The sequence below is a fragment of the Streptomyces sp. NPDC002181 genome (assembly GCF_042890485.1).
Taxonomy (GTDB): Bacteria; Actinomycetota; Actinomycetes; order Streptomycetales; family Streptomycetaceae; genus Streptomyces.
The window spans coordinates 1-14858 of the sequence record NZ_JBIASC010000026.1 but is presented as its reverse complement, the minus strand read 5'-3'; the positions used below and the strand labels follow the sequence as shown (position 1 = coordinate 14858).

14 protein-coding genes and 1 pseudogene are annotated in these 14858 nt (G+C 71.9%); 8 read left to right on the top strand and 7 right to left on the bottom strand.

Features of this window, described 5'->3' with window-relative positions; all coding sequences use genetic code 11:
- Positions 1–157: 157 nt before the first annotated feature.
- Both ACFYXV_RS34025 and ACFYXV_RS34020 read right to left on the bottom strand, forming a co-directional pair.
- Positions 158–847, bottom strand: coding sequence for an HAD-IA family hydrolase (locus tag ACFYXV_RS34025; RefSeq protein ID WP_389385051.1), 690 nt, complete (start codon positions 845–847; stop codon positions 158–160).
- Positions 848–992: 145 nt separating this feature from the next.
- Positions 993–1817, bottom strand: a complete 825-nt coding sequence (locus ACFYXV_RS34020; RefSeq protein WP_389385050.1) for a peptidoglycan-binding protein — start codon at positions 1815–1817, stop codon at positions 993–995.
- A gap of 223 nt (positions 1818–2040) precedes the next feature.
- On the opposite strand from ACFYXV_RS34020, the gene ACFYXV_RS34015 reads away from it, so the two are divergent.
- The 5 genes from ACFYXV_RS34015 to ACFYXV_RS33995 all read left to right on the top strand — a co-directional run bounded on the left by ACFYXV_RS34015 (position 2041) and on the right by ACFYXV_RS33995 (position 7568).
- A complete protein-coding gene (locus tag ACFYXV_RS34015) occupies positions 2041–4107 on the top strand; it encodes a DHA2 family efflux MFS transporter permease subunit (RefSeq protein WP_385463919.1) in 2067 nt (688 codons plus the stop codon).
- 74 nt (positions 4108–4181) lie between these two features.
- A complete protein-coding gene (locus ACFYXV_RS34010) occupies positions 4182–5189 on the top strand; it encodes a helix-turn-helix domain-containing protein (protein WP_389385049.1) in 1008 nt (335 codons plus the stop codon).
- Positions 5190–5236: 47 nt separating this feature from the next.
- Positions 5237–5638, top strand: a complete 402-nt coding sequence (locus tag ACFYXV_RS34005; protein WP_385463913.1) for a hypothetical protein — start codon at positions 5237–5239, stop codon at positions 5636–5638.
- Positions 5639–5710: 72 nt separating this feature from the next.
- Positions 5711–6100 carry a hypothetical protein gene (locus ACFYXV_RS34000; protein ID WP_389385048.1) on the top strand — a complete coding sequence of 130 codons (390 nt, stop codon included), beginning with the start codon at positions 5711–5713 and terminating at the stop codon, positions 6098–6100.
- A 94-nt stretch (positions 6101–6194) separates the two neighbouring features.
- Complete coding sequence (locus tag ACFYXV_RS33995) at positions 6195–7568, top strand: VanZ family protein (protein ID WP_389385047.1); 1374 nt, start codon at positions 6195–6197, stop codon at positions 7566–7568.
- A 61-nt stretch (positions 7569–7629) separates the two neighbouring features.
- Here the strand turns inward: ACFYXV_RS33995 and ACFYXV_RS33990 are convergent, their stop codons facing one another.
- Entirely contained in the window at positions 7630–8157 is a 528-nt protein-coding gene (locus ACFYXV_RS33990) for a GNAT family N-acetyltransferase (protein ID WP_385463904.1), read from the bottom strand.
- A gap of 105 nt (positions 8158–8262) precedes the next feature.
- Here ACFYXV_RS33990 and ACFYXV_RS33985 point away from each other — a divergent pair, with 105 nt between their 5' ends.
- Positions 8263–8658 (top strand): nuclear transport factor 2 family protein, encoded by a 396-nt coding sequence (locus ACFYXV_RS33985; RefSeq protein WP_383342387.1) that lies wholly within the window; start codon positions 8263–8265, stop codon positions 8656–8658.
- Positions 8659–8783: 125 nt separating this feature from the next.
- Here ACFYXV_RS33985 and ACFYXV_RS33980 read toward each other — a convergent pair whose 3' ends face one another.
- Positions 8784–9116 (bottom strand): antibiotic biosynthesis monooxygenase family protein, encoded by a 333-nt coding sequence (locus ACFYXV_RS33980; RefSeq protein ID WP_383342384.1) that lies wholly within the window; start codon positions 9114–9116, stop codon positions 8784–8786.
- 120 nt (positions 9117–9236) lie between these two features.
- On the opposite strand from ACFYXV_RS33980, the gene ACFYXV_RS33975 reads away from it, so the two are divergent.
- Positions 9237–11255 carry a bifunctional glycosyltransferase 87/phosphatase PAP2 family protein gene (locus tag ACFYXV_RS33975; protein ID WP_385463899.1) on the top strand — a complete coding sequence of 673 codons (2019 nt, stop codon included), beginning with the start codon at positions 9237–9239 and terminating at the stop codon, positions 11253–11255.
- 172 nt (positions 11256–11427) lie between these two features.
- On the opposite strand, the gene ACFYXV_RS33970 is transcribed toward ACFYXV_RS33975, so the two are convergent.
- Both ACFYXV_RS33970 and ACFYXV_RS33965 read right to left on the bottom strand, forming a co-directional pair.
- Positions 11428–11805 carry a DUF6193 family natural product biosynthesis protein gene (locus ACFYXV_RS33970; protein WP_385463896.1) on the bottom strand — a complete coding sequence of 126 codons (378 nt, stop codon included), beginning with the start codon at positions 11803–11805 and terminating at the stop codon, positions 11428–11430.
- 146 nt (positions 11806–11951) lie between these two features.
- Positions 11952–13196 carry a cytochrome P450 gene (locus ACFYXV_RS33965; RefSeq protein ID WP_385463893.1) on the bottom strand — a complete coding sequence of 415 codons (1245 nt, stop codon included), beginning with the start codon at positions 13194–13196 and terminating at the stop codon, positions 11952–11954.
- A 241-nt stretch (positions 13197–13437) separates the two neighbouring features.
- Between ACFYXV_RS33965 and ACFYXV_RS33960 the strand changes: the two genes are divergently transcribed.
- Positions 13438–14607 (top strand): steroid 3-ketoacyl-CoA thiolase, encoded by a 1170-nt coding sequence (locus tag ACFYXV_RS33960; RefSeq protein ID WP_383342371.1) that lies wholly within the window; start codon positions 13438–13440, stop codon positions 14605–14607.
- 176 nt (positions 14608–14783) lie between these two features.
- On the opposite strand, the pseudogene ACFYXV_RS33955 reads toward ACFYXV_RS33960, so the two are convergent.
- Positions 14784–14858 (bottom strand): annotated as a pseudogene (locus ACFYXV_RS33955) (lytic transglycosylase domain-containing protein); the annotation flags it as partial.

Genomic DNA, 14858 nt, shown 5'->3' with positions numbered 1-14858 from the left:
CAAGGGTGGAGCGCAGCGACATCGCGGAGCGACGCGACCGCAGGGAGCGCCCTTGACGGCCCGGACCGACACGGAAGGACAGTGGACTGCCGGGAAGCCCCCGAACCCATCCCGGTCCCGAGTCGGGGGTCCTGGCAGGTCGGGGGGCCGGTTCGGCTCAGGCGGCCGGCGTCAGGGTCAGCTCGATCGAGCCGGCCTCGGTCGTGGTGACCCGGACCGACGTCAGGTCCTGGACGTGGGCCGTCGGGGCGTGGGCTGCGGCTCGGGGGCCTATGCCGATCACGCGCATGCCCGCCGCCAGGCCGGCGGCGATCCCTGCCGCCGAGTCCTCGAAGACGATGCAGTCGGCGGGGTCGACGCCCAGCTCGGCTGCGCCCATGAGGAAGCCCTCGGGGTCGGGCTTGCTGGCCTTGACGGACTCGGCCGTGACCCGCACGTCCGGCATGCGCAGGGCGGCCGCCGCCATCCGGGCCGTGGCCAGGGCCGAGTCGGCCGAGGTGACCAGGGCGTGCGGCAGCCCGTCGATCGCCGCCATGAACCGCGCCGCTCCGCCCACCGGGACCACGCCGTCGGTGTCGGCGGTCTCGCGGGCGAGCATCACGCTGTTCTCGGCGTGATTGAGCTCCATCGGGCGCTCCGGCAGGAGGATGGCCATCGTGGCGTAGCCCTGCCGGCCGTGGACGACCTTCAGGGCCTCCTCCGGGTCCAGCCCGTGAGAGACGGCCCACTCCCGCCAGCAGCGTTCGACCACCGCGTCCGAGTTGACGAGGGTGCCGTCCATGTCCAGGAGCAGGGCCTTGGCGCCCAGGACGACGGGTGCGGTGGTCGTGGTGGTGCTGGCCGGCATCGGAGTGCTCCAGACGGGGCGGGAAAGAGAACAAGCGGTTCCGCCCACCGGTCAGGGGTTGCGGGCGGAACCACTTTGTTCCTACACGATACAAAACCGAGGGCGGTCCGCGCCACTCGGTGTCGCGGACACCCTCCGTGAGCGATCAGCCCTCCAGGGCCTGCCGGGTCTGCGGGCCGTAGACGCCCCAGTCGTCGTCGATGCCGTTCTGCCACTGGAAATCCGAGACGGCGTTCTCCGTGCGGCTGTCGAACTTGCCGTTGATCCTGCCCCGGTAGTACCCGCGCCCCGCCAGCAGGCGCTGCATCTTCTCCACCTCCGGGCCCGAGTCCCCGTACCGCAGCGTCGGGCCCTTCGGGGGCGGCGGAGGGGGGCTCTGCGTGCGGCTCGTGCTCGTCGACGGGGTCGGGGACGGGGGCGCCGAGCTGCGGGAGGCCGAGGGCGAGGCGGAGGGGGAGGCCGACTTCGAGGCGCTCGCGGACGGGGAGGCCGAGGCCGACGGGGAGGCGGAGCGCGACGGGCTGCGCGTGGCCGCCGGCTGTGACGGGCCGGTCGGGGCCACGCTCGCGGCGGGCGCCGACGGCTTGGCGTCCAGCAGGACCGTGTCGCTGTCGTCGGAGCGCGGGAGCATTCCCAGCGCCAGGGCCACGCTGCCCATGGCGACCAGGGTGCCGGCACCGGCCAGGATCGTCGGGAGCCGCCGCCTGCGGGGGGAGCGGGGGCGCTTCGAAGGCGCCCCGGTCCCGCCGGTCGCCGCCGGGTCGACCGGCCGGGGGCGGGCCGTCTCGGCCGGCCAGCCCGTTTGTGGCGGGGAGTCGGGCCAGGCCACGGGTATGCCGTACGCCGGGGTGTCCTCTCCCGGGGGCGTCTGCGCGGCCCCGGCGTACCCGCCCGCGGGCCCGGCCACGACCCCCCGCACCGGCTGCGGGGGCGGCGGGTCGTCGGACTGACGCGGCTCGGGGAGCGTCACGTACGGACGGACCCGCAGTGGCTCGAAACCGGCCCCCGTCGCGCACCCGCAGTCGGCGCCCACGGCGTCGCATTCTGGACAGCGCTCAGCGCTCACTGGAATCCCTCCCTGGCCATTGCCTGCGATTATGCAGACCCTCCGGGGCCTGCCCAACCCGCCCGAGAGGCCATATCCGGCCACACCGCTCAGGATGGACATGTTGATCCGGCCCGAGGAGGAACGGATGGCTCAGGATGTGACCACGGACCCCGCGGAACCCGTTCCCGACCCGCACTCGTCCGGCCCGGCCGCCGAACACGCCACCCGCGACGTCCTCGTCTCGATCGGGGCCCTGCTGCTCGGCCTGCTGATCGCCGCCCTCGACCAGACCATCGTCTCCACGGCCCTGCCGACGATCGTCAGCGAGCTGGGCGGGATGGAGCACCTGTCCTGGGTGGTCACCGCCTACATGCTGGCCGCCACCGCCGCCACGCCGCTGTGGGGCAAGCTCGGCGACCAGTACGGACGCAAGAAGCTGTTCCAGGGCGCCATCGTGCTCTTCCTCATCGGATCGGCGCTGTGCGGGCTCGCCCAGGACATGCCGCAGCTCATCGGGTTCCGCGCCCTGCAAGGCCTGGGCGGCGGCGGTCTGATCGTGCTGTCGATGGCGATCGTCGGCGACATCGTCCCGCCGCGTGAGCGCGGCAAGTACCAGGGCCTCTTCGGCGCCGTCTTCGGTGCGACCAGTGTCCTCGGACCGCTGCTGGGCGGTGTGTTCGTCGACAACCTGTCCTGGCGCTGGGTCTTCTACATCAACCTGCCCATCGGTCTCGTCGCGCTCGTCGTCATCGCCGCGGTCCTGCACATCCCCGTGCGGCGGTTGAAGCACACCATCGATTACCTCGGCACGTTCCTCATCGCCTGCGTCGCCACCTGCCTCGTGCTCGTCGCCTCCTTGGGCGGCACCTGGGGCTGGGGCTCGGCCCGGATCGTCGCGGTGGCCGTCCTCGGCGCCGTGCTGCTCGCCGTCTTCCTCTTCGTCGAGCGGCGGGCCGTCGAACCCGTCCTGCCGCTGGGACTGTTCAGGATCCGCACCTTCACCCTCTGCTCGGTGATCAGCTTCATCATCGGGTTCGCGATGTTCGGCGCGATGGTCTACCTGCCGACGTTCCTCCAGGTCGTCCAGGGCGTCTCGCCCACCCTGTCCGGCGTCCACATGCTGCCGATGGTGCTCGGCATGCTCATCGCCTCCACCGCCTCCGGCCAAATCGTCAGCCGCACCGGACGCTGGAAGGTCTTCCCGATCGCGGGCACGGGCGTGACGGCGATCGGGCTGCTCCTGCTGCACCAGTTGCAGCGCACCAGCAGCACCTGGGAGATGAGCATCTACTTCTTCGTCTTCGGCACCGGACTGGGTCTGGTCATGCAGGTGCTGGTCCTGGTCGTGCAGAACTCCGTCAGTTACGCCGACCTCGGCGTCGCCACCTCCGGCGCCACGTTCTTCCGCTCCATCGGAGCCTCCTTCGGGGTGGCGATCTTCGGCACGATCTTCACCAACCGGCTCGACGGCAAGCTGGCCACCGCCTTCGCCGGGCTGCCTGTGCCGCCCGGCACGGCCGCGCTGGTCGAGTCCGATCCACGGGCCATCGGGCAGCTGCCCGCCGAGCTGCGTCCGCGCGTGCTCGACGCGTACGCCTCCTCCATCACCGACGTCTTCCTCTACGCCGTGCCCGTCGTGCTCCTCGCCTTCGTCATCGCCTGGTTCCTCAAGGAGGACGTGCTGCGCGGCTCGGTCACCGCGCCCGACGTCACCGAGACCCTCGCCTCCAACCCCGTCCACCGCTCCTCCCGCGAGGAGGTCGCCCGCGCGCTGACCGTCCTCGGTACCCGTGAGGGCCGCCGCCACGTCTACGAGAAGATCACCGACAAGGCCGGCCTCGACCTGCTGCCCGCGTCGAGCTGGCTCCTGCTGCGGATCAAGAAGTACGGCTCCGCCGAGCCCGCGATGCTCGCGGAGCGGACCACCGTGCCGCTGAAGGTGATCACCGACGCCGCGCGCCAGCTCGAAGAGCGCGGACTGGCGGTACGGGACGGGCTGCCGCTGGTCATGACCGAGCGCGGCCGGGAGGAGGCCGGAAAGCTGGCCGAGGCTCGGGAGGAGTCGCTCGCCGAACTGCTCGGCGACTGGTGGGGTCCGGACCGGCCGACCGACCTGGTCAAACTGGTCAAGGAGATCAACGCCGAGCTCTGCGGATCCGACGCGGAGGAGCCCTTCGACGCCGCGGCCCCCCGCGACCACGCCGCGCACTGACCAAATACAGGTGTCCGCGCCACGTATCTCTGCATCCTTGGCCGTGTACGAACGTTCGAGCTGGGGGGCGCGTGATGTGGTCGGTGGTGTCGTCGGGCGGGGTGCCCGCGGGGGAGCGGTTCGACTGGTACGCGGACGTCATCTCGCGCGAGGTGATGCCCGCCGCGCTGAGCAGCGAGCGGCCGGCGGATTTCCAGGGCGAGGCCGCCGTACTGGACTTGGGGGAGCTCCGTGTGGCCCGGTTCGACCTGTCGCCGCTGCGTTCGCGGCGCACCGCCGCCATGATCCGGCGCGGTGATCCGGAGCAGTACCAGCTGGCGCTGCTGCGCAAGGGGGCGACGTCGATGTCGCAGGCCCGGAACGAGTGCACCGTGGGACCCGGTGATCTCATGCTGTGGGACACCTCGCGGCCCTCGGACAACGTGATGCTCGACGGGGACGGCCAGGTGCGGGCGACGGTGCTGATGCTTCCCCGGGATCTCATGCCGCTGCGCACCCAGCGTCTCGACCGGTTACTGGCCCGCCGTATGCGGGGCGACAGCGGAGTGGCGGCGCTCCTGGCGTCGTTCATGACGTCCCTTGAGCAGCACGGCGCCGAATGCGAACCGGAGGACTTGCGCCGCATGGGCGCGGTGGCCCTCGACCTCGCGGCGGCTTGCCTGGCCCAGCAGCTGGACTCCGAGGAGCAACTGCCCTCCGAGGTCCGCGAACGGGCCCTCGTGCAGCGGATCCACGCGTTCATCGAGCACAACCTCGGCGACCCGGAGCTGAATCCCTCGATCATCGCCGCTCACCACCACATATCGGTACGCAGCCTCCACCAGCTCTTCCACGGGCGGAAGGAGAGCGTCCAGGCCCGGATCCGCCGGCGCCGCCTGGAGCAGTCCCACGCCGACCTCGGGTGCCCCGATCTCGCCGCCCGTCCCGTGCAGGCGATCGCCGCCCGGTGGGGCTTCAGCGGCCCGGTGGTCTTCAGCCGCTCGTTCCGCGAGGCGTACGGGCTCAGCCCCACCGAGTTCCGCGCACTGAGCATCAAGCAGTCCTGCGCCGACCGTTCAGTGTGCCGAGCGGCTCCTGCCTAAATTCGAATCCGTTCGATCAGTGACCACCTCTTACGTGAGGAACCGCATTGAGGATTCGTCCCGTCCTGGCCGTCGCGAGCGTGCTCCTGGCGGCGACCGTCGCCGGCGCGCCCGCCGCGATGGCATCGGGCAACGCCGGGCAGTACTGGTCCGTCACCGAGCTGACCTTCGGGAAGTTCAACACCAACATCGGTCCCCAGAACGACGGTTCGGGCTACTGGTGGATGGAGGAGTCGTACGGCAAGGCCGGCGGAGGCACCATCACGGCCCAGTACGGCTTCAACTACCACGGCTACAGCTACAACAAGGGCTGGTTCACCCAGGCGGCCGGTGACAACTCGTACGAGTCGTTCAGCGACCTCGGCTTCAACGACTGCTCGGACGTGGTCGGCTGGCTCAAGGTCCAGAACCAGGGCACCTTCTACAACGCCCCCGTGACCATCTGCTAGCTCGCGCAACCCCCTTCCGCACCGAATCAAGGAGTCGAAAGCATCATGCGCAAGCGCTCTTCTGTCATGGCCATGGCAGGTTCTCTGGTGGCCCTGGGTCTCGCCCTCGCCCCCGCCGCGTCCGCCGGGAACGTCGACTACGGCATCTCGATGACCAAGCTCAGCAACGGCGAACTGTGGACGTCGATCCGACCCGACAACGTCCACGAGGGGTCGTGGTGGACGATGTCCGAGACGTACAAGAAGACGGGCGGCGGGACCATCACCGCCAAGCTGGGCTTCAACTACCACGGCTTCAGCTACGACAACGGCTGGTTCAGCCAGTCGTCGGGGACCGAGCACAACGAGGGCTTCACCTGGCTGGGCTTCGACGACTGCAACGACATCGTCGGCTGGATGGCCGTTCAGGGGCAGGGCACCTTCTACAACGCCCCCGTCAGCATCTGCGACGGCTCCCGGTGATCAGCGGTCACTGACCACCCTTCCGCGGCCGGCTCCGCCCACCCGGTGGAGCCGGCCCGCTCCACCCCGCCCTCCTCCCGAGGATTGCCCTTCCGTGATCGAAGCAGCCCTTAGCGGCCACCTGCCACTCCTGCTCCTGTTCGCCGCCCTGGCACTGCTCGCCGGGGGCCCCGCGTGGTGGCTCGGGCGCAAGTACGCCGTGTCCCCCTCGGCCGCCGTCGCCGCCACGACCTCCGCCGCACTGGCCCTGGCCGCCACCCTCTACCGGCTCCACCCGCAGGCACCCGCCTCCCGCGTCTGCACGGTGCAGCGGGATCTGCTCGGCAGCCTCCTCGCGCCGCAGGGTCTCCTCAACATCGCCCTCTTCCTCCCCCTCGCCTTCTTCCCGACGCTGCTCACGCGGCGCCCGCTGCCGGTGTTCGCCGCTTGCGCGGTGCTGTCCGGGGCCATCGAGGTCACGCAGGCACTGACCCCGGGCATGGGGCGCGCCTGCGATACCGGCGACCTCGCCGCCAACGCGCTCGGCGCGCTCGCCGGCTGCGCCGCCGGGTACGCGTGGTGCCGGACGGCCTCCCGGGCTTCGGCCGCCGGGGCCCGGCTCCTGCGCGGGCGCGCGGACATCCGGCTGACCTCGATCATCGCCGCTGCCGGGGCCGGCGTGCTCGCCGCCGTCGCCCTGCCCACCCTCCTGATCACCGTGTCCGAGGTGAGCGACGGGCACCGGGCGGATCCCGCGCAGACGAAGGCCGCGGCGGCCGCCGCCCGGGAGTTCTTCGGTGACGCCGCCACGACGGAGACCGTCCAGTACACGCCCGGCTCCCACGGGCAGCCCGGGAGGCTGGAGGTCGCGACCCGGTCGGGGAGCCTGGTCCTCGACTGGCCCTCCCGCGAGGTGCGGTCCGGCAGGCTCGCGGCCGTCGAGCCCGACCGGCCCGGCGCCCCGGCGATCGCCGACGGCGCGGTCCGCGAGGCGGCCTCCGCATTCGCCGCGATCCACTTCCCCTGGGCCCCGCCCGCCGACACCACCCAGGTCACGGCGGCCGGTGGCCCGGACAGCCAGGCCAAGCTGGTGTCCTGGCGCTCGCGCGTCGACGGCGTCCTCATGCCCATGCGCCTCGACGTGATCGTGGGAGGCGACCGGCGGATCCTCGCGTTCTCCGCGGCCAACATCGCGGCTCCGCGGCTGCCGAACCCCGTCGTCACCAAGGAAGAAGCCCAGCACAAGGCCGCGGCGGCCCATCCCGGCGCCGAAGTGACCAGCAGCGAACTCATCGCCAAGCAGGACGCGCAGGGAGCCTGGCACGTGTGCTGGATCACCTCCCTGGCGGGCGCGGCCCCGACCGGCGGCCCGACGGCCCCGGCACCCGGGGCGAGCGCCCAGCCGAGGGCCGGCATGCGGGTCGTCATCCTCGACGCCGTGACCGGCCTGCCCTTCAAGGGCGCGGACCTCGCCCCCGCCTCCGGCTGAGGCGGCCCCGATCCGCCCGTCCGGCGACGGGTCGGGCCGGGCCGGGGCGGGCCGGACCGGCTCAGGCCAGGAGCTTCTCGAACCAGTGCTCCGCATACGGGCCCGCGTTGTACGCCGGTATCTCCGCGTACCCCTGGCGCGCGTACAGGGCCCGGGCCTCCACCAGGTCCGAGCGGGTGTCGAGGCGGACCCGCTCGGCGCCCAGGGCCCGGGCTGCCGCCTCCAGAGCCGTGAGCAGCGCGGCCCCGCCTCCCGTGCCGCGGGCGCGCGGGTCCACGTACACCCGCGTGAGCTCGGCGGTGAGGGGGTCGAGCAGCCGTATGCCACCACAGGCACGGGGCGCTGCGTTCAGCCGGCCGACCACGAACTCGCCCGTCGGCGGGGCGAGGCCGTCGGCCGGATCGTCCCGCAGACCCTCGTCGATCTCGGCCTCCGTGGCGGGCCGTTTCCAGTACCGGCCGGCGACCTCCGCGTAGTACGCGCGGCGCAGCGCGGTCGCCTCCGGCGCGGCGAAGTGCTCGGCGGCGACGGTCCAGTTGGCGGCCGTCGCGCGGACGGTGGATCCGGTGCTCGTGCTCTTGATGTCCATGGCGCCATTGTGGAGTCCGCGCCCATCGCGCCGCGTGGAATATCCACAGGTACAGGCTGATGATAGGAAAAGACGCATATCACCCACACGGAGGGCGTGAAAGCCATGTCCGAGCACCCTGACGCTGCCCTGATCCGCCGCGGCTACGAGGCTTTCGGCACGGGCGACATGGAGACGATGGGCACGCTGATGACGGCCGACGTCATCCACCACGTCCCGGGCAGCAATCCCCTCTCCGGGCACCACAAGGGCCGGGAAGCCGTCCTCGACCTGTACCGGCGGATCGGCGAGGAGACCAAGGGCACCTTCCAGGTCGATCTGCACACGGTGCTGGTCGACGGGCGGGGCCACGTCATGACCTTCCACACGGCCCGCGGCGACCGCGGCGACCACGGGATCGAGATCCAGGGAGGCCTCTTCTTCACGATCGTCGGCGGGAAGATCAGCGACATCGACGAGTGCACGCAGGACATCGACGAGGAGGACCGCTTCTGGGGCTGACCTCCCCGCCCCGCCCCCGCGGCGGCTGACCTCCCCGCCCCGCCCCGCGGCGGCCGGCCTCCCCGCCGCGCCTCAGGGCGACCCGCCCCGCCCGCGGCGGCCGGCCTCCCCGCCGCGCCCCGGCCTCAGCCCTGCGGCTTCGGCGCCGCCTGCTGCACGACCTCGAACGACCACACCGCCGACCCCGAGGCCGCCGGCTTCGGGCGCTCGCCGCCGCCCGGGCCCCCGCCCTGGTGCGCCGCCTTCATGGGCCCCTCCATCCACGCCTGGAAGTCCTCCTCCGACCGCCACCGCGTGTACACCAGGTACTGGTCCGTGCCCTCGACGGGACGAAGCAGCTCGAACCACTCGAACCCGTCCGAACCCTCCACGGCACCCGCCCGCGAGGCGAACCGCTGCTCCAGGACTTCCCGCTGCTCAGCGGGCACGGTCAGTGCGTTGATCTTCACGATGCTCATGCTCGCCATCCTAGGGATCCCGCGCGGGATATCGTCGACCCAGGTAATGAAGTGGTGCATGAAACGCGGCAGCCAGGCGAAGTCAAGGTTGCGGTCAACAGGGCGGGAGGCCGACGAGGCGTGGCTAACGCGGCGGAGCACAGTGGTGCGAACGGACATGCCGGGGTCATAGGCGGTAGCGGCAGACTGGGGGCGGCGCGGCTCCTCCTGTGGGCACTTGCCGGTGTCCTCGCCGTCAGACAGGCCGCCGCGGTACTGCGCGTGCCACCGGGCGAGTGGCTCAACGAATTCCGGCTCCCCAGCGGCTTCCCCGGCTCGCTCTACGACGGCGGCCAGTTCACCGCGACCCCCTTCGCCGGGCTGGTCCTGAAGCCGTTCCTCGGTCTCGCGGCGCCCTCCCTGGAGGTGGCCTGGACCAGCGTGACGCTCCTGTTCGTCGCCGCCATCGGACTGGTGGCCGCGCGAGGCCTGCCCGACCCCGTGCCCCGGCGCACCGCGCTGCTCGCCGCACCCGTGCTGGTCGGCCTGATGATGGTCTCGCTGCCGGTCCGCGCGGCCGCCTCGCCGGGCCAGACCGCCGTCCTGCCCGTGCTGCTGGTGCTGCTGGCCATGTTCCGGGTGCCCGGCGAACGCCCGGCCGGGTTCCTCGTCGGCCTCGCCGCCGCGCTCCAGCCGGCCCTGCTGCTCTTCGCTCCGCTGCTGTGGCTCGCCGGCCGCCGTCCCACCGCCAAGGCCGCCGCCGTGACCTTCGCCGCGGCCACCGCCCTGTCCTGGGCCGCCCTGCCGCGCGACTCCTGGACGTACTGGGTCCACCACCTCGCCGGCACCGGCCTCGGCGGCGCCCCCGACACCCTGGCCAACCAGTCCGTGCACGGCGCCCTGCTGCGGCTCGGTCTGAGCGGCCCCGGCGAGATCCTGCTGTACGCGGCCCTCGCGGCCGGGATCGGCTGGGTCGGCCTGCGCCGCGCCGCCCGCTACGCCCGCGACGGCCAGCTGCTCCTCGCCGTGGCCGTCACCGGCTGCGTGGCCGTCGCCGTGGTGCCGACCGGCTGGCGCCACCAGCTGCTGTGGGTGCTGCTCGCGGTGGCCGGCAAGGTCGGCAAGCGGGCGGCGGACCGGCCCGTGTGGCCGGTGGCCGTGGTGCTCGCCATGACCCTGCCCGCCGACGTGCTGCTGCCCAACCTGGCCGCGCTGGCCCCCGTACGGGACAACGTGCTGCTGCTCGCCGCGCTGGCGGCCGCCTGTGCCGTGCCGTTCCTGCCGCGCTCCTCCCCGTACTGGCGCGAGCCCGTCCCGACCGCGTACGGCCGGCCCGCCGCCGCCCGCTGGTCGCGGGTGCCGCTGATGCCGTTCTGGCGGCGCGTGCTCTCGCGCCCCAACCTGTTGCTGGAATTGCTGCTGATACGTGTGGGGTACTCCCTGTACTCGCACATCCGGGCCGCGGCGCCCAGCAGCCGAAGCCTCGCCGAGGGGCACGGGAGCCAGATCCACGCCATCGAGCGGGCGCTGGGGATCGACATCGAGCGCGCCGTCAACCACGCCGTGGCGAACACGCCCTGGCTGGAGAAGTTCTTCAACTTCTACTACACGTCGTTCCACTTCGTGGTGCCGCTGACGATCCTGGCGGTCCTGTACTGGCGCAGGCCGGGCGACTACCGCTGGGCCCGCGCCTCTCTGGGGCTGGCCACCGTCCTCGCGCTCATCGGCTTCTGGCTGTACCCGCTGGCGCCGCCCCGGCTGATGCCCGGGCTCGGCTTCATCGACACCGTGCACGGGCCGCAGGACCTGGCCAATCCGCAGTACGGGGCGATGACCGCCATCTCCAACCAGTACGCGGCGATGCCCTCGCTGCACTTCGGCTGGTCGCTGTGGTGCGGGATCGTGATCATCATGCTCGCGCCGAAGGGCTGGCAGAAGCTGCTGGGGGCACTGCACCCGCTGATCACGGTGTGCGCGATCGTGGCCACCGCCAACCACTGGGTGCTCGACGCGGTCGGCGGCGCGGCCGTCGTGAGCGCCGGGTTCGGGCTGGTCTACGTACTGTCGGGGCCGCGCGGGGCCGTCCTGCCGGGCGGGCTGAGCGTGCCGCGGCCGCGCGAGCCGGAGCGGTCGGTGGCGGCGTCCCGTACTCGGGCGTGAGCGGGCGTCGGCGTCGGCGGGCTCAGCCCGACGCGGCCGGACGGAAGGACGCGGGGAGCGCACGACGAAGGGGTGCCGGGGAGGGTCTCGTACCCGTCCCGGCACCCCTTCGGTGGATCGCCGCGTCCTGTCAGGATCCGCCCGGTGCGGCCGGCGCGCCACTCGGGGACGATCAGGCGGCCGGGTCCGGCGCCTCGGCCAAGGCCGCGACGACGAGGGCGACCGCCGCCTGCGCGGTGTCGGCCTCTCCGATCACGCGCTTCCGGGTCGGGCTCAGGACCTGGAACCGGCCGCCCGGCAGCGGCTCGACCGCTGGCGCCGCCACCTCGAACGGGTGGCTGGTGCGGGTGCTGAACCACAGGGTGAACCGGGTGGTGAACGGGTAGAGCCGGCGCAGTGACGGTTCTGCGGAAGCGGCGTCGATGAGCGCGAGCACGCCCCGGCTCAGGACCGGGGAGCCGCCTCGTTCGTGCATCAGCCGCCATGTCGTCGGCAGGCGCTGCCAGCGCGCTTCCACGCAGTCGGCCGCCCCGCTTGCCTGAAGATTCATCCGCGCAGTCTGACGGCAGGCCGCTTTCTGGACAATGCCCCGGACACGAACGGGTCCCGACCGAAACCCGGCCGTGCGTACCGCGGACGGCAGGAGCCGGGGCGTGGGAGGTGCGGCCCCTGCCGCCCGGGACCACGGGCCGGCCGTCAACCGTGGCTGACCCGAAGCTCCTTGATGCCGTTGAGCCAGGCCGCCCGCAGCCGTCGCGGCTCCGGCCCGGCCATCCTCAGGTCGGGCAGCGAGTCGGCGAGCGCGTTGAAGATCAGGTCGATCTCCATGATGGCCAGGGACTTGCCGAGGCAGAAGTGCGGTCCGCCGCCGCCGAAGCCCAGGTGCGGGTTGGGGTCGCGGGTGATGTCGAAGCGGTCGGGGTCGGTGAACACCTCGGGGTCGTGGTTGGCGGAGGAGTAGAAGAGCCCCACCCGGTCGCCCGCCTTGATCTTCTGCCCGCCGATCTCGGTGTCCCGGGTGGCGGTGCGCTGGAAGGACACCACCGGGGTGGCCCAGCGCACGATCTCCTCGGCGGCCGTGGCCGGCCGCGTCGCCTTGTACAGCTCCCACTGTTCGGGGTGGGTCAGGAAGGCGTGCATGCCGTGGCTGATGGCGTTGCGCGTGGTCTCGTTGCCCGCGACCGCGAGCAGCAGCACGAAGAAGCCGAACTCGTCGGAGCCCAGGTTGCCCTGGCCCTCGGCGGCCACGAGCTGCGTGACGATGTCCTTGGCCGGGCACTCCTTGCGGGCGGCGGACAGGTTCATGGCGTAGCCGATGAGCTCGACGGCCGCGTTGGAGCCGACCTCCTCGGTGATCGCGTACTCGGGGTCGTCGTACGCGATCATCTTGTTCGACCAGTCGAAGATGCGCAGCCGGTCCTCCTGCGGTACGCCGATCAGCTCGGCGATGGCCTGGAGGGGGAGTTCGCACGCGACCTGCGTGACGAAGTCGAAGCTGCCGTCGGCCGAGGCGGCGAGCGCCTCCGCGACGATCTTCCGGGCCCGGTCCCGCAGGGCGTCCTCCAGGCCGCGGATGGCCCGGGGGGTGAAGCCGCGCTGCACGATCTGCCGTACGCGGGTGTGTTCGGGCGGGTCCATGTTCAGCATGATCAGGCGCTGGGCATCTATCTGCTCACGCTGGATGTGCTCGTTGAAGCGGATGATCGCCGTGTTGGTGGTCGAGGAGAACAACTCGGGGTGCGTGGAGACGTACTTGACGTCCGCGTGCCGGGTCACGGCCCAGTAGCCGTCGTCGTCGAAGCCGGTGACGCCGCGCCGCTGGGGGCACCACCACACGGGAGCGGTCTGCCTCAGCCGGGCGAACTCGGGGAAGGGGACGCGGTCCTGGAGCAGGTCGGGATCGGTGGCGTCGAAGCCTTCGGGCAGCGCGGGACACGACATCGGGCGACTCCAAAGTCTGACGGCCCATCAGAAGTTGGCTTGAAGGTAGTAACGAGTTCTAGAAGTGACAAGGGTCCTCGCGTCAACTGTTGCGTGTGGAATCCGTGGAAGGCGCGTGCAAGACCCTTGCGTGCGGGGGTTACAGGTCATAAGACTGCGGGGAGAACTAGAACGCGTACTAGTTCGGGCGGGGCGCCGGGACGGCCCGCCGCGCCGGCACAGTGCAGGAGAGGACGAGCTCATGGCCGCGGAACCCGTCATCGTCGAAGCCGTACGCACCCCCATCGGCAAGCGCGGGGGCGCGCTCGCCAACCTCCATCCCGCCTACCTGCTCGGTGAGACGTACCGCGAACTCCTCGCCCGTACCGGAATCCAGCCCGACTGCGTCGAGCAGATCGTCGGCGGCACCGTCACCCACGCCGGCGAGCAGTCCATGAACCCGGCGCGGAACGCCTGGCTCGCCATGGGCCTGCCGTACGAGACCGCCGCGACGACCGTGGACTGCCAGTGCGGCAGCTCCCAGCAGGCCAACCACATGGTGGCCAACATGATCTCCGGCGGGGTCATGGACATCGGCATCGCCTGCGGGGTCGAGGCCATGAGCCGGGTGCCGCTGGGCTCCGGATCCAAGCACGGGCCGGGCAAGCCCTTCCCGGACGAGTGGAACGTCGACCTCCCCAACCAGTTCGAGGCGGCCGAGCGGATCGCCCGCCACCGGGGCCTGACCCGCGAGGACGTCGACCGGCTCGGGCTGCTCTCCCAGGAACGGGCCGCGGCCGCGTGGGCCGAGGAGCGGTTCAAGCGGGAGACCTTCGCCGTCCAGGTCCCGACGACGGAGGAGGAGCAGGCCGGCGGTCAGGGCATGTGGCGCCTGGTCGACCGCGACGAGGGCCTGCGGGACACGAGCATGGAGGCGCTGGCCCGGCTCAAGCCGGTCATGCCGACCGCCGTGCACACGGCCGGGAACTCCTCGCAGATATCGGACGGGGCCGCCGCCGTGATGTGGGCCTCGCGCAAGATGGCCCGCGCGCTCAAGCTGAGGCCGCGCGCCCGGATCGTCGCCCAGACGCTCGTCGGCGCCGACCCGCACTACCACCTGGACGGGCCGATCGACGCGACGCGGGCCGTGCTGGGCAAGGCCGGGATGTCCCTGAAGGACATCGACCTGGTCGAGATCAACGAGGCCTTCGCCTCGGTCGTGCTGAGCTGGGCCCAGGTCTTCGAGCAGGACCTGGAGAAGGTCAACGTCAACGGTGGCGGCATCGCCCTCGGCCACCCCGTCGGCGCGACCGGGGCCCGGCTGATCACGACCGCGCTGCACGAGCTGGAGCGCCGCGACAAGGAGTTCGCGCTGATCACCATGTGCGCGGGGGGCGCACTGGCGACCGGGACGATCATCCAGCGGCTGTAGGCGGCCATACGGCGGCCGCGGGCGCCTTCGCCGGCGCCGGCCGCACGGACCCTGTGGGATGGGAAACAGAAGGCCCCGGTGGCCGGACCTGGGGAGGTCCGGCCACCGGGGCCTTCGCACTGCTCGCGCCGTCGGCTCGCGCCGTCGGCTCGCCCTGTGGGGCGGTCACTGGTGGCTTAGTACCAGTGGTGGGTCTGCCAGAAGTTCCAGGCGCCGACGGGGCTGCCGTAGCGGGAGTTCATGTAGTCCAG

Bases quoted from the DNA above. Each gene is read 5' to 3' on its own strand.
- ACFYXV_RS34010 (WP_389385049.1), top strand. From the start codon at position 4,182: ATGTGGTCGGTGGTGTCGTCGGGCGGGGTGCCCGCGGGGGAGCGGTTC.
- ACFYXV_RS33970 (WP_385463896.1), bottom strand. From the start codon at position 11,805: ATGAATCTTCAGGCAAGCGGGGCGGCCGACTGCGTGGAAGCGCGCTGG.
- ACFYXV_RS34025 (WP_389385051.1), bottom strand. From the start codon at position 847: ATGCCGGCCAGCACCACCACGACCACCGCACCCGTCGTCCTGGGCGCC.
- ACFYXV_RS34000 (WP_389385048.1), top strand. From the start codon at position 5,711: ATGGCAGGTTCTCTGGTGGCCCTGGGTCTCGCCCTCGCCCCCGCCGCG.
- ACFYXV_RS33980 (WP_383342384.1), bottom strand. From the start codon at position 9,116: ATGAGCATCGTGAAGATCAACGCACTGACCGTGCCCGCTGAGCAGCGG.
- ACFYXV_RS33960 (WP_383342371.1), top strand. From the start codon at position 13,438: ATGGCCGCGGAACCCGTCATCGTCGAAGCCGTACGCACCCCCATCGGC.
- ACFYXV_RS33985 (WP_383342387.1), top strand. From the start codon at position 8,263: ATGTCCGAGCACCCTGACGCTGCCCTGATCCGCCGCGGCTACGAGGCT.
- ACFYXV_RS33965 (WP_385463893.1), bottom strand. From the start codon at position 13,196: ATGTCGTGTCCCGCGCTGCCCGAAGGCTTCGACGCCACCGATCCCGAC.
- ACFYXV_RS34015 (WP_385463919.1), top strand. From the start codon at position 2,041: ATGGCTCAGGATGTGACCACGGACCCCGCGGAACCCGTTCCCGACCCG.
- ACFYXV_RS33990 (WP_385463904.1), bottom strand. From the start codon at position 8,157: ATGGACATCAAGAGCACGAGCACCGGATCCACCGTCCGCGCGACGGCC.